The following is a 13,558-nucleotide window of genomic DNA, read 5'->3' as shown; positions in this document are numbered from 1 at the left end:
ACAGATAAAAATAAGTATCCCTTCCTGCAATTACATCAGGAAGGGATAAATAGTCCATAAAAAAAGCGGCTAAAAAGCCGCCTTATATTTTTTTACCAACGGTTTCCGCCGCCGTTACCACGGTTATTTCCACCGCCGTATCCGCCGCCGCCATTACCACGGTTGTTTCCACCGCCGTATCCGCCGCTTCTGTTGTTGTCAAAGCTTCTTCTTGGTTTTTCTTCTCTTGGTTTAGCTTCTGATACGTTTAACTCTTTTCCGTTAAATTCTTTCTGGTTAAGAGCCTCGATAGCTTGCTTTCCTTCTTCATCACCCATTTCTACAAAACCGAAACCTCTTGAACGGCCAGTTTCTCTGTCTGTAACAATTTTAGCTGATGATACATCACCAAATTCTGCAAATAGATCGTGCAACTCATACTCTTTAGTTGCGTAATTGATGTTTGAAACAAAAATGTTCATTTTAAATAAAAATTAAAAATTAATAAAAATTTGGTATATAAAAGAAAAACAACATAAATTAATGAACAAATATTGATTCCAAATATAAACGTATGCAAGATACAATTAAAAATTTTAAATCAAAGTTTTTTTTAAAGTATTTGTCATGTTTCAAGGAGTCAAAAGCTATTTTTTATTGATTAATAATAAATAAGTATTGTTTTATAATAAAATTATATTGAAATTTACCAAAAGTTAAAGTTAGTTAACATAATAAAAACGATTCTGTAAACGTGCAAAAAACATCCTTTTTAAAGATAAATACAGCCTTATGCCTATTATAATAAACCTTGATGTGATGATGGCTAAGAGAAAAATGTCACTGAATGAGCTTTCAGAAAAAATAAATCTTACGTTATCCAATCTATCCAATCTAAAAACCGGAAAAGCAAAAGCGATCCGCTTCAGTACGCTTGATGCCATCTGCAAAACTCTGGACTGCCAGCCCGGTGATATTTTAGAATTCAAAGAGTAACCTGAATTTATAATCAGGAATAATGCCATTAATAGTTAACCTTTATTGACAACATCTTTATGAAACATACTACAAATTATACCAACACCTTTATTGAAGTTGCCGATGATTGTCCTGTTTCCCAGGCCGAGACACCGCCTGAAAAGAAAATAAAGACACTGGCAGAGCTTCAGTATGAGCAGATCATGAAAAATCCTTACCACTACACTTCGGATGATATCATATTCGAATGTTATGCTCTGAAAAATGATATTCCGGAAAGCGAAAAACAGCTGGCAAGGATACAGTTCTTCTCCAAAGGACAGCCCTGCCTCAGATCCTCTCCTCTATCCAAACGTTATGGGTTCGGAACCCATCACAATGACGAAGGTAAAGTAGCAATATTCCCCGTTGAGAGTAAAGAATATCAAAAATTTTTAAATGATCCTACCGTGAAAAAAGTAAAAGCGATGCGTTCCAAGAAAATATGATTGAGAAAATGAATCATTTCCTTAAGATCAGTAAATACTGTTTCTTTGATAAAACCAGTTTTTAACACTAAATTTGTGAAGTAAATTATTAAAACATGAACTATCATACCAGAAAATGGGTAAAACCCGAAGACCTGAATCCCAATCATTCTCTTTTCGGAGGGAGACTTTTACAGTGGATCGATGAAGAGGCGGCGCTTTACGCAATTATTCAGCTGGAAAATACAAAAGTGGTTACAAAATTTATTTCGGAAATTAATTTTGTGAGCTCTGCAAAACAGGGAGATATTATAGAAATCGGGATTGAAGCTACGCACTTCGGATCTTCATCCGTCACCTTAAAATGTGATGTAAGAAACAAAATGACCCACCAGACCATTATTACCGTTGATAAAATTGTCATGGTGAACCTGGACAACGAGGGAAACCCGGCTCCTCACGGAAAAACACAGATTGAATTTGTAAAAGACAGACTGAGCAAGCCATGAAAATTTTTGTGAAGAATATGGTCTGCAACCGCTGCATTTCTGCAGTGGAAAAAATATTCAGCGATGCTGGTATAGCAGTAAGCTCTGTTACATTAGGAGAAGTTGAAACCGGAACCGACATTTCAGCTGAGAAAATGAAAGCTATAGAAAATAGTCTGCAGGATACAGGTTTTGAAAGAATCAAGGATTCCGCTCACCAGCTTGTCGATAAGATCAAAAACATCATCATCATCAAGATCAGTGAGCTGGATATTGATGAAAACTTTCTTCTCTCTGAGTTTTTAAGCTCAAAAATCCCAAAAGATTACAGTTCTCTTTCCAAAACCTTTTCGCAGAACGAAAACATTACCCTAGAACAGTTCTTTATTCTTCACAAAATCGAAAAAGTAAAAGAACTGCTTCTTTATAATGAATTCACCCTTACGGAAATCGCTGGCAAGCTCGGCTACAAAAGCGTTCAGCACCTTTCTTCCCAATTCAGGAATATTACCGGATTTACGCCTACCGAATTTAAAAAACTGAAGGATCATCAAAGGAAAACATTGGATAGTTTCTGAGTTGGAATGTGAGAGAGTTCTAGAGTAAAGGTGTTTTAAAATACTCAATAATTACGGTATTAAGCTCCCCCACTCTAAGACACTCAAACCCTCCGATTCGCCCACTCACACCGCAGGCAAAATTCTATAACTATTATCCTTAAATTTATAACAGCCTTACCAATTCATTTTGGAAATTTGTAGTATAAATTCAAGGATCATGAACAGACAATATAATATACTCGGAATGACGTGCTCCGGCTGTCAGAAAAAAATTTCTGAAAAGCTCAACGCTATTGAGGGAGTTAGCGCCGATGTAAATCTGGAGAATAATACAGCAACCATCACTTCCGATAAAGAAATTGAACTATCAGTTTTAAATAACGCTTTAGGAGATAAATACAGACTGGAAGACCCTAAGAAGCCCGAAACTACATTTGTAAAACCTCAGGACAGGGTTTCTCCGTCTTCAGTTTATTATTGTCCAATGGAATGCGAGGGTGACAAAGTATACTTTAAACAAGGTGAAAGATGCCCGGTTTGTAATATGTATCTGGTTCCCATCGAGGAAAAACATGCTAAAGATCCAAATCATAAACCCACCTACTCTTCTTCAAATCTACCAGCCAATTTTAAAGACAGCATGGGAAAATACTATTGCCCAATGTTCTGTGAAGGGGATAAAGTATATGACGAAAAAGGTGACTGTCCGGTTTGCCATATGCATCTGGAAGAAATCACAGAAGATCTTGCGAAAAATGCAGCCTCACAAGGCCATCAGCATGCTCATTCCCACCATCACGATCACAGCCATCATCATGAAGCTCCCAAAGTGACAGATGATATGGCCGGAAAGTATTACTGTCCGATGTACTGTGAAGGGGATAAAACTTATGATTCTAACGTAGGTTGTCCTGTCTGCGGAATGGATCTGGTAAAATATCCGGAAAAGAAAACTGCAAAATACACCTGTCCCATGCATCCGGAGATCATTCGTGACGAGCCTGGAGACTGCCCGATATGCGGAATGGATCTGGTAAGAATGCCAGACAGCGGAGAAGATGAAGAGGATGAAACCTACAATATCCTGAAAAGGAAATTCATGATTTCTCTTGCCTTCACTATTCCGGTTTTTATTCTTTCCATGGGTGGAATGTTCATCAATTTTCCTTTTTCCCATACAGTACAGGGATTCATAGAGCTTGCCTTGACGCTTCCTGTGATGTTTTATTCAGGATGGTTCCTGCTGAAAAGAGGCTGGGTTTCGTTTAAAACCTGGAATTTAAATATGTTCAGCCTGATTGCTTTAGGGGTTGCAGCAGCCTTTATTTTTAGCATTGCTGCATTGTTCTTTCCTGATATCATTCCTCATGAAATCAGAGGTCATAATCATGAAATTCCATTGTATTTTGAAGCGGTCTGCGTTATTCTAACCTTGGTAATTTTAGGACAGCTGATGGAAGCCGCTGCTCATAAAAAAACGGGAAATGCCATCAAGGAATTGATGAACCTTTCTCCTGACGAAGCCAATCTCATCATCAACGGAGAAGAAAAAAGAGTATTGCTTTCCCATGTAAAAATCGGAGATCTTTTAAAGGTAAAACCGGGTGAAAAAATCCCTGTGGACGGCAAGATAACAGAAGGAAGCTCTTTGGTCGATGAAAGCATGATCACAGGAGAGCCCGTGCCTGTAGAGAAAAATATCGATGATAAAGTTTCTTCGGGAACCATCAATGGAAACAAAGTATTCATCATGAAAGCTGAAAAAGTAGGTGATGAAACCCTTCTTTCGCAGATCATTAAAATGGTGAATGAAGCCAGCCGAAGCAGAGCCCCGATACAGAAACTGACCGACAAGGTTTCTAAAGTTTTTGTTCCTGTTGTGATTCTGATTGCTGTTCTTACCTTTGTTTTATGGCAGTTTTTCGGGCCGGAAGGGAAAAGAAGCCTATTTGCTTTTGTGAATGCGGTTGCAGTTCTCATTGTTGCCTGTCCCTGTGCGCTTGGTCTGGCAACTCCGATGTCCCTGATGGTTGGAATCGGGAAAGGAGCTAAAAGCGGAATACTCATCAAAAATGCAGAGGCACTGGAACAGATGCATAAAGTTAATGTTCTGATTACAGACAAAACAGGGACTTTAACAGAAGGAAAACCGTCTGTAGAACATATTGAAACTACAGGAAACGAAAATAAAAATGAGATCCTGAAACTTGCTTTTTCCCTAAACCAAAACTCAGAACATCCCTTATCCAATGCCGTGATCAAAAGAGCAAAAGAAGAAAATTTAACGGCTGAAAAGGTAGAGCATTTTGAAAATATTTCAGGAAAAGGAGTTCAGGGGAATATCAATGGAAAAACAGTTTATTTAGGAAATGAAAGCCTTCTGACCTCCAGCAGCCTCTCTATCCCCCAGGAATTAAAACAAAAAGCTGTAGAAGTGCAGTCAAAGGCACATACCATCTCTTATATTGCTCAGGAAAAAACGGTATTAGGTTTCATCAGCTTTACCGATAAAATTAAAGAAACTTCCAAAAAAGCGGTTCAGCGTCTGATGAATGAAGGAATTGACGTGATCATGATGACCGGAGATAATGAACATACGGCTAAAGCGGTTGCTGACGAATTGGGAATCAAACATTATAAAGCTGGCTGCCTTCCGGAAGACAAGCTGAATGAAGTAAAAAAACTTCAGCAGCAGGGTAAAATTGTAGCGATGACCGGAGACGGGATTAATGACTCCCCTGCTCTGGCGCAGTCTGATATAGGAATCGCCATGGGAACAGGGACCGATGTTGCCATGGAAAGTGCTGAAATCACTCTTTTGAAAGGCGATATTTTAGGCGTAGCAAAAGCTAAATTATTAAGCGAAAAACTTCTTAGGAATATTAAAGAAAATCTGTTTTTTGCATTTATCTATAATGTGCTGGGAATTCCGGTAGCGGCAGGATTATTGTATCCTTTCTTTGGAATACTGCTGTCCCCTATGATTGCAGCAGCAGCCATGAGCGTCAGTTCACTTTCTGTTATCCTGAACTCACTACGGCTGAACTCTGTAGATCTGGATGCAGATATAAAATAAAGTTATGAAAAAAGGAAGTCTTTACATTGGATGTTCGGGATTTTATAATAACGACTGGAAAGGGTCGCTATACCCTGAGAATACTCAAAGTAAAGACTTTCTTACCTTATATTCCCAGGTTTTCAATACAGTGGAGATCAATTCCACTTTTTACAGAAAACCAACCGCAAAAACCCTTTTAAAATGGCACGATGAAACTCCTGAAGAGTTTAAGTTCTTCATCAAAATTCCTAAAGCCATTTCCCATGAAAAGCGGTTGAAAGATTCTAAAGAAGATATTTCAGAATTCTGCACCCATATCCAGGCTCATTTAAAAGGAAAGCTTTCCGGATTTCTGTATCAGTTTCCGCCTTCTTTTAAAAAATCGCAGGAAAACATCGATCTGATCCTGACCAGTCTTGATTTTAATTATTTAAATGTTATAGAATTCCGTCACAATTCCTGGTGGACTGAAGAAATTTTCAGTGTTTTAAAAGAAAATAATATTGTTTTTTCCGGCGTCAGCTTTCCCGGCGATCTTCCGGAAGAAATTATTGACAATCATCCTGAAGTTTTGTACTACAGGCTTCACGGAAAACCGGTCCTCTACAAATCGGAGTACAGCTTGGATTTTCTTGATGATCTTTCTGAAAAAATCAGCCATTCAGAAAAAAAAGCATTTGTATTTTTCAATAATACATGGGGCACTGCTGCAATTAAAAATGCACTATATCTGAAGAAAGTTTTAGAATAAGCCTCGCACACAAAATCTTTCGGTCATCTTTCGTGTTATTCTAGCTAAAAAACAAATTCACCTGTTTACTTTAAAATAATTCCCCAATAAAGGAGGAATGTTTTAATTTCAACAAGAATAGAAAAAAGCTATTGTTTTTACAATTATAAATGTTAAATTTCAAGAATAAGAAAATAGAATTGAAAAAGCATTTCGTTCTACAAAATATCGTTTAAAATAAAGTTATTAAAATAAAATTAAAAAGCAGTGTTTTATCAAATACTGGCATATAATTTGTTAACATTTCAGCAATATTTTTAACAATTTTTAACGATTTAAACCTCCATTATCTTTATGAAAAAAATTTTTGGGGAAAAGTCAAAAAACATGGCTTTTCTGGGAATGACTGCATTGGTGAGTGCAGCTTCAATTGTATTCAACGGCTGTAACAGCAAAACTGATGTGAAAGAGTTTGAAAAAACAGTCTCACTGGAACCTCCCACCGTACAAACGGCCCCCAAAATAGATGATGAGAGCGTAGAATCTGATAAAAGAATTATCTACCTTACTTTTGATGACGGCCCCAACCAGGGAACGGAAAATCTCCTTAAAATATTAAACAAAAGGAATGTATGTGCAACTGCTTTTCTGGTAGGAAAACATGCCTACGGAAGCAAAAGACAAAAGGATGATATGGAGCTTTTAAGAAGCAATCCGCTGATTGAGCTTGCCAATCACAGCTTTAGCCACGCCCATAATAAATATACTGATTTTTACAAGAATCCTGAGGCTGTAGTCCATGATTTTGATATTGCTAAAGACAGCCTTAAGCTTTACGATAAGATAGCAAGAACTCCGGGAAGAAATATCTGGAGGCTGAACAATATTAATGTTACTGATATTAAAAGCTCCACCGATGCCGCAAACGGCCTGAAAAAAGCAGGTTATAAAGTAATCGGCTGGGATCTGGAATGGAGGCCTTCTCAAAAAATGACTTTAAAGGGAAGCCATGAAGCCATGATTAAGAAGGTGGACAGCATCTTTCTTAATGATCTGGAAAAAACATCAAGACATCTGGTTTTTCTTACACATGACCAATATCTCAGAGATGCAGATTCCATCAATGAACTGGATATGTTTATTGAAAAGCTTCAGAAAAGCAACAAATTTGTCTTCAGAAAGATTTCTCAGTATCCGCAGATCAATGACATTCTTAATTAATGTAATACTCTATCAATGTAACAATTACATTGATGGTAACCGCCAGCTAGCAACTAGAAACAACAATTTTACAGATTCATTAGTTTTTTGCTTTTAAAATTCAGAAATTTGCATTCATGGATATTAAAGAAAATTATACAGCAATACAAAATCAGCTTCCATCGGGAGTTCAGCTTGTAGCAGTTTCAAAAACGCATCCGGTTGAAGCCATTCAGGAAGTCTATAACCTGGGGCAAAAAGTCTTTGGCGAAAACAAGGTTCAGGAGCTTATGGAGAAATACCCTCTCCTTCCAAAAGATATCCAATGGCACCTTATCGGACATCTGCAGACCAATAAAGTAAAGTATATTGCTTCTTTCATTGATACCATCCAAAGTGTGGATTCTGAAAAGCTTCTTATAGAGATCAGTAAGGAAGCCGGAAAAAACAGCAGAACCATTAAAGTACTGCTTCAGGTAAAAATTGCAGCAGAGGAAACTAAATTCGGACTTGAGATTGCTGAAGCAAAAACATTATTCCAACAGTATATTGACGGAAAATTCTCCAATGTTGAAATAACCGGCCTGATGGGAATGGCCACATTTACAGATGATAAAGAACAGGTGAAAAGAGAATTTTTAATTTTAAAAAGGCTTTTTGATGAATTAAATCAATTAAAAACCCTCGAAACTTTATCTATGGGAATGAGTGACGATTTCCCGGCTGCCATTGAATGTGATGCAAATTCTGTAAGGGTTGGATCCGCCATTTTCGGTAGAAGAGATTACTCAAAATAGTATATTTAGGTATAGTTTTTGCTAATAATTGAATCAAAAAATCTAAATTTGCAACTATGCAAAAAATCCTTATTGTAGAAGACGAAAAAGCAATCTCGGGAGTATTACACAGTATCCTTTCTGATGAACTTACCGATTACGAATTTGTTATCGCTGAAGATGGCCTTGAAGGCTACAAACAGATAGAAAAAGAAGATTTCGCATTGGTGATCTCTGATATCAAGATGCCTAAACTTTCAGGAACAGAACTTTTAAAGCAAAGTATGATCTTAAAGCCTGAAAGTACATTCATCATGATCTCTGGCCACGCGGATATTGATTCTGCTGTTTCCTGTCTGAAGGAAGGTGCATACGATTTTATTTCCAAACCTATTGATATCAACAGACTGATCACAAGTGTAAAAAATGCTTTAGCCAAAGAAAGTCTGAAAAAGGAAAATAAAAATCTTCAAACTGAAAATAAGACCTTAAAGAAAAAGGTTAACAAAAAATACCAGATGATCGGCGATTCTCCTGCTTTGAAGAAGATTCAGGATATGATCGAAAAGGTAGCTGCTTCTGATGCCCGGGTTTTGATTACAGGGCCAAATGGTGCTGGAAAAGAACTCGTAGCCCATGCTATCCACAATCAAAGCGAGCGTGCAAGAGGTCCGATGATCGAAGTAAACTGTGCCGCTATCCCTTCTGAGCTTATTGAATCTGAACTTTTCGGACATGTGAAAGGTTCTTTTACAGGTGCCATCAAAGACAAGCAGGGAAAATTCGAGCAGGCAACTGGCGGTACCATCTTCTTGGATGAGATCGGAGATATGAGCCTTATTGCTCAGGCCAAGGTTTTGAGGGCATTGCAGGAAAGCAAAGTTTCTCCTGTAGGAAGTGATAAGGAAATAAAAGTTGATGTAAGGGTAATTGCAGCAACCAATAAGAACATGCAGAAGGAAATTGAGGAAGGGAAATTCAGGGAAGACCTTTACCACAGGCTTTCTGTAATTGAAATTTATGTTCCGCCGTTGGATGACAGAAAAGAGGATATCAAATTATTGGTAGATCATTTTTCCGGATTAATTGCCGATGAGCATGGTACTGCCGTGAAAAAGTTTGATGATAAGGCGATTGAGGCGCTTAAAGTTCTTTCATGGACTGGAAATATCAGGGAATTGAGAAATGTTGTGGAAAGATTAATTATTCTTGGTGGAAATACTGTTTCCGAGGAGGATGTTGCAAGTTTTGTAAGGAAATAATTTAATTGAACATTAAATATATGATAACAATTTGCAGTAGCCTTACTGCAAATTTTTTTTGCCCTACTTTTAAATATTAAACTATATGAATCATAAACTATTATGAACTTTTTAAACAAAAACTATACGAAAGAATGCCTTACCCTGGCTCTTCCTGTCATGCTTACGCAGGTTGGGCAGGTCTCGGTGAATCTGTTCGACAATATCATTGTCGGGAAACTTTTAGGTGCTGATGCACTGGCTTCCGTTTCATTGGGGAATGCTGTATTTTTCTCAGTGTTTGTGCTGGCACTGGGATTTTCATTTGCTATTCCTCCTCTGGTTTCTGAAGCACACTCTAAGGAGGATCACGGAACTATTAATTCCGTATTCAGTCACGGATTTGTGATCAATATGTCTGTGGGGATTATTTTAATGGCTATTCTGCTTTTAGGGATGCCGCTACTCTATCATTCCGGGCAGCCGGAGAAGATCATTCCGAATACGGTAGATTTCCTGGGTATTATGGCTATCAGCATGATCCCGTTTATGGCTTTTCAGACGCTTCGTGAAGTTTCTGAAGGATTATCCTATACCATAGGCGTTACCAAGGCTACGATCATTGCCAATATCATCAATATTGCCCTGAACTATGTTTTCATCAAAGGACTTTGGATCTTCCCTGAAATGGGAGTAAAAGGTTCCGCCTTAGCAACATTAATCTCCAGAATATTTATGGTGGTATTCCTGTATGTGGTATTGGTTAAAGAGAAAAAAACAAGACGTTATATCAAAGATTTCTCTTTAAAAATACAGGTTTTCTCCAGAAATATGTTTGATAAGATGGTGAAACTGGGGCTGCCTACCGCTTTACAGATGTTCTTTGAAGTTACGGCTTTCGCAGGTGCTGCATTTATTTGTGGTCTAATTTCGGCTCACGATATTGCTTCTCACCAGATCGCCCTAAGTATGGCTTCATTTACCTTCAACCTTTGTGTAGGATTCAGTGTGGCTTCAACGGTCATGATCGGAAGAAAATTGGGTGAGCAGAACTTTGTTGAATTAAGAAAGGTCGGGATCAACAACCTGAAAATAGCCTTTATTTTCATGTGTATCTGCGGAATGATCTTCATTTTGGGAAGAAATATTTTACCGACTTTCTTTACTAAAAAAGAGGAAGTTGAAGTGATTATGCTGGCTTCAAAATTAATGATTATCGCTGCTTTATTTCAGCTTTCGGACGGCGTTCAGGTAACGGCTTTGGGGATGCTCAGAGGACTTCAGGATGTAAAGATCCCATCGATCTATACTTTTATCGCTTATTGGGTGATTACCATTCCTTTAGGGTATTTCTTATGTGTCACTTTAAAAATGGGGGCATTCGGAATGTGGATCGCTCTAGGACTGGGCCTCACAGTTTCTGCAGTTTTCCTGGTGAAGCGGTTTTTAAACATGTCTGCGAAGAGAATTAAGCAGAATTCTTAAATAAATAAGAAAATCTGCTAAAAAAACTGCGCGAAGTCTTCGACTTCGCGCAGTTTTTTTAGCCAAGAATAAGAAAATATTGGAAAAATCATCAATATTAATTAACCTACAATCACATCACCTACGAAATTATATTTGATAAATATTGAATATTTTAAAATAAAATTTTATTACGGATAATAAATTCTTATTTTAGTATTCAAAACTAAACCAAAAAACATCACAATATGAACATGAAAATTTCAACACACTTTAGCTGCTTTACAAATAATTTCAATATCCTTTTCCAGCATTAAAAAATCCCCAACCTGGTTATTCTTTTCAATGAAATACAATCAGTAATCAAAACGAGGTAACCAGACAGTATGCATTACAATATCTTAAGGTAATCCAGCATGAACATCTGAAAGAAGCCTGTCTTGAAGATTTACTTCTACAATGAACACCTGAAAGAATTTGTGGAGCATAACAACTTAGAAGATAATCACATATTGAGTATAAATACAATTTTTTTTCATTTTAAACTAAAACCATATATTATGAATCAATTTAATGTGCCCAAGCCAGTATACCCTTGGGAAACCCTCTCAAGCCCTTTCGCTGGAACTTTCTATGAAGAAGAAACCAGTTGGTATGACCAGGATTATCAATTCTTATCAAAAGAGGCAATGACCCGGTACAGAAAAATGCGGTTAGTTGATGTAGGCCCCTTTATGGTACCTGCAGCTACCGAAAAGGACAGAATTCTCCATGCAACGCGTTTTGCTATTTATATGACAGTGACTGATGATTATGTTGAACTTTTGCCCGTAAAGGAAATTGCAGCAATCAGAGACCGTATTTTTGAGGTGATGATGGGAGATGATCCAAAACCGGGGGAAATAGGCATGTTCCGTCAAATGCAAACAAACAGAAAGGAATGGATTGCGCTTGGGATGCCAGACTTCTGGCTTGAGCGGATCGCTAAGAATTATAAATACCGTTTCGTTACTGATGGAATTATGGAAGAATCACCATATAAAATCAGTAAAGATATTCCTCCTATTCCTCTTTTTCATTTAATCCGTGCAAATTCCATAGGAATGATTCCATTTGTTGATTTAATTTGCCCTTCAACTGGTTTTGCTTTACCTGATTACATTTATAATCATACCGTTATACAGCGTATTATTATGCTACAGTCAATCATTGTTGCTCTTCAGAACGATTTTGCAACTATTGGCAAAGAGCTCGCTATAGAATCAGAGATTTTCAATATCATCAAATTATTACAGCATCACAATAAAATTTCTTTTGATGAAGCCTGCAAAGAAGGAATGAGGATTCATGATGAGCTTGTAAATGAATTTGTAACATTATCAAATCACCTACCGGATTTCAGTCCATATCAAAAGGAGACAGAGGAATTTATTTATTACATAAAACAAATGATCAGTGGGTTAAATAATTGGTACTATAAAAGCGGAACAGAACGATATGAACCTGGTGGATTTGCTGTGCCACCCAATGGAAAAGGTGAGACAATGGACAGAGTAGAAATTAAATATTTCTAGGACTGATAGTTAATATTTTACAAATTTAATCTTAACCAGAAGAATATAATTCAAAAGATCATATGCTATGTAGCCATTACCCTGGCCCGACTTTATCCATTCACATGCAGAGCGGATGGGGAAAGATACAGGATGGATAATGGCTACATTTTCCTGACAGAACAATAGCCTGAAATATACAAAAATGAGACTGCATGCGTACTGCTAGTATGGTACCTGCTTAACGTTTCAGCAATTTTTTATCCAAGAATAAGAATTCTACAAACTTAAATTATAATCCTCCATATAACTAAACTTTGTCCCCCTTCCACAAATTCTTTAAAGCTTGTATTTTTCATCTGTATTTTCCTTTAGAAGTTAAAAGGGATTCACCCTACTCTGTACATAAAGAGATTTAACTCACCTTTTTCCCTAAAATCGTCAGGCTCCTTTCTATTCCATCCAAAATGGCCACATCAGGAAACATTCCCCAATCTTCAAATCCAAAATTCCTGAAAAGTTTCAGGCTAGCTTCATTATGTGAAAAGATAAATCCAAGAAGTGTTTTTATCCCTAAACTTGGAGCCTTATCAATACAGTATTCCATTACTTTTTTCCCAAAACCTTTTCCTCTGCAGGATTCATCGAGGTAAATACTCATTTCAACGGTTCCATTGTATGCAGGCCTTCCATAAAATGAAGAAAAGCTCACCCAACCTACTGTTTCATGATTACTATTTTCAATGATCCAAAGTGGTCTTGTTTCAGGATTATGTTCATCAAACCATTTTTTCCTGCTTTCTACAGTAACGTTTTCTGTATCGGCAGTCACCATTCTTGACGGAATGGTAGAATTGTATATCTCAACAATTCTTTCTAAATCTTTCAGGTCAGCATTTCTGAATTGCAGTTCTCCCATTTTATAAATTCCGGTTTTATCTGTGCAAAAATACGGAGGATAATGTTTTTATGAGCAGAAATTCAATCAATAATTGTAATTAATAGGAAGGATGAAAGATGGTTACTATTAGTCTTCCAGATAGCCTTGTCAAGGTTTTGAACCT

13 protein-coding genes are annotated in these 13,558 nt (G+C 37.2%); 11 read left to right on the top strand and 2 right to left on the bottom strand.

The window, feature by feature from the left end; all coding sequences use genetic code 11:
* Window positions 1-92: 92 nt before the first annotated feature.
* Entirely contained in the window at window positions 93-461 is a 369-nt protein-coding gene (locus tag DRF61_RS00820; RefSeq protein ID WP_111953097.1) for an RNA recognition motif domain-containing protein, read from the bottom strand.
* A 310-nt stretch (window positions 462-771) separates the two neighbouring features.
* Between DRF61_RS00820 and DRF61_RS00815 the strand changes: the two genes are divergently transcribed.
* From DRF61_RS00815 to DRF61_RS00765, 11 genes are all read left to right on the top strand, one after another.
* Window positions 772-975 (top strand): helix-turn-helix domain-containing protein, encoded by a 204-nt coding sequence (locus DRF61_RS00815; protein WP_111953095.1) that lies wholly within the window; start codon window positions 772-774, stop codon window positions 973-975.
* A gap of 59 nt (window positions 976-1,034) precedes the next feature.
* Window positions 1,035-1,445 (top strand): DUF6157 family protein, encoded by a 411-nt coding sequence (locus DRF61_RS00810; protein ID WP_111953093.1) that lies wholly within the window; start codon window positions 1,035-1,037, stop codon window positions 1,443-1,445.
* A gap of 95 nt (window positions 1,446-1,540) precedes the next feature.
* Complete coding sequence (locus DRF61_RS00805) at window positions 1,541-1,933, top strand: acyl-CoA thioesterase (protein ID WP_111953091.1); 393 nt, start codon at window positions 1,541-1,543, stop codon at window positions 1,931-1,933.
* A complete protein-coding gene (locus DRF61_RS00800) occupies window positions 1,930-2,490 on the top strand; it encodes a helix-turn-helix domain-containing protein (RefSeq protein WP_111953089.1) in 561 nt (186 codons plus the stop codon). Before DRF61_RS00805 ends, DRF61_RS00800 begins: the two co-directional genes overlap by 4 nt.
* A gap of 199 nt (window positions 2,491-2,689) precedes the next feature.
* Window positions 2,690-5,548 carry a heavy metal translocating P-type ATPase gene (locus tag DRF61_RS00795; protein WP_111953087.1) on the top strand — a complete coding sequence of 953 codons (2,859 nt, stop codon included), beginning with the start codon at window positions 2,690-2,692 and terminating at the stop codon, window positions 5,546-5,548.
* A 4-nt stretch (window positions 5,549-5,552) separates the two neighbouring features.
* Window positions 5,553-6,281, top strand: a complete 729-nt coding sequence (locus DRF61_RS00790; protein ID WP_111953085.1) for a DUF72 domain-containing protein — start codon at window positions 5,553-5,555, stop codon at window positions 6,279-6,281.
* Window positions 6,282-6,614: 333 nt separating this feature from the next.
* Window positions 6,615-7,481, top strand: coding sequence for a polysaccharide deacetylase family protein (locus DRF61_RS00785; protein ID WP_111953083.1), 867 nt, complete (start codon window positions 6,615-6,617; stop codon window positions 7,479-7,481).
* Between the two features lie 116 nt (window positions 7,482-7,597).
* Window positions 7,598-8,257: a YggS family pyridoxal phosphate-dependent enzyme gene (locus DRF61_RS00780; protein ID WP_111953081.1), complete on the top strand. Its 660-nt coding sequence runs from the start codon at window positions 7,598-7,600 to the stop codon at window positions 8,255-8,257.
* 56 nt (window positions 8,258-8,313) lie between these two features.
* A complete protein-coding gene (locus DRF61_RS00775) occupies window positions 8,314-9,498 on the top strand; it encodes a sigma-54-dependent transcriptional regulator (protein ID WP_111953079.1) in 1,185 nt (394 codons plus the stop codon).
* A 102-nt stretch (window positions 9,499-9,600) separates the two neighbouring features.
* Window positions 9,601-10,962 carry an MATE family efflux transporter gene (locus DRF61_RS00770; RefSeq protein ID WP_111953077.1) on the top strand — a complete coding sequence of 454 codons (1,362 nt, stop codon included), beginning with the start codon at window positions 9,601-9,603 and terminating at the stop codon, window positions 10,960-10,962.
* A gap of 539 nt (window positions 10,963-11,501) precedes the next feature.
* On the top strand, window positions 11,502-12,515 hold the full coding sequence (locus tag DRF61_RS00765) for a terpene synthase family protein (protein WP_111953075.1): 1,014 nt from the start codon (window positions 11,502-11,504) through the stop codon (window positions 12,513-12,515).
* 394 nt (window positions 12,516-12,909) lie between these two features.
* Here DRF61_RS00765 and DRF61_RS00760 read toward each other — a convergent pair whose 3' ends face one another.
* Window positions 12,910-13,413 (bottom strand): GNAT family N-acetyltransferase, encoded by a 504-nt coding sequence (locus tag DRF61_RS00760; RefSeq protein WP_174772301.1) that lies wholly within the window; start codon window positions 13,411-13,413, stop codon window positions 12,910-12,912.
* Window positions 13,414-13,558: the final 145 nt, after the last annotated feature.

This window comes from Chryseobacterium lathyri (genome assembly GCF_003290185.1).
Lineage (GTDB): Bacteria > Bacteroidota > Bacteroidia > Flavobacteriales > Weeksellaceae > Chryseobacterium > Chryseobacterium lathyri.
Note: the sequence above shows the minus strand (reverse complement) of the source record. Positions and strands in the feature narration are given on the sequence as shown.

Bases quoted from the DNA above. Each gene is read 5' to 3' on its own strand.
- DRF61_RS00790 (WP_111953085.1), top strand. From the start codon at position 5,553: ATGAAAAAAGGAAGTCTTTACATTGGATGTTCGGGATTTTATAATAAC.
- DRF61_RS00815 (WP_111953095.1), top strand. From the start codon at position 772: ATGCCTATTATAATAAACCTTGATGTGATGATGGCTAAGAGAAAAATG.
- DRF61_RS00760 (WP_174772301.1), bottom strand. From the start codon at position 13,413: ATGGGAGAACTGCAATTCAGAAATGCTGACCTGAAAGATTTAGAAAGA.
- DRF61_RS00775 (WP_111953079.1), top strand. From the start codon at position 8,314: ATGCAAAAAATCCTTATTGTAGAAGACGAAAAAGCAATCTCGGGAGTA.
- DRF61_RS00785 (WP_111953083.1), top strand. From the start codon at position 6,615: ATGAAAAAAATTTTTGGGGAAAAGTCAAAAAACATGGCTTTTCTGGGA.
- DRF61_RS00765 (WP_111953075.1), top strand. From the start codon at position 11,502: ATGAATCAATTTAATGTGCCCAAGCCAGTATACCCTTGGGAAACCCTC.
- DRF61_RS00780 (WP_111953081.1), top strand. From the start codon at position 7,598: ATGGATATTAAAGAAAATTATACAGCAATACAAAATCAGCTTCCATCG.
- DRF61_RS00770 (WP_111953077.1), top strand. From the start codon at position 9,601: ATGAACTTTTTAAACAAAAACTATACGAAAGAATGCCTTACCCTGGCT.
- DRF61_RS00795 (WP_111953087.1), top strand. From the start codon at position 2,690: ATGAACAGACAATATAATATACTCGGAATGACGTGCTCCGGCTGTCAG.
- DRF61_RS00820 (WP_111953097.1), bottom strand. From the start codon at position 461: ATGAACATTTTTGTTTCAAACATCAATTACGCAACTAAAGAGTATGAG.
- DRF61_RS00800 (WP_111953089.1), top strand. From the start codon at position 1,930: ATGAAAATTTTTGTGAAGAATATGGTCTGCAACCGCTGCATTTCTGCA.
- DRF61_RS00805 (WP_111953091.1), top strand. From the start codon at position 1,541: ATGAACTATCATACCAGAAAATGGGTAAAACCCGAAGACCTGAATCCC.
- DRF61_RS00810 (WP_111953093.1), top strand. From the start codon at position 1,035: ATGAAACATACTACAAATTATACCAACACCTTTATTGAAGTTGCCGAT.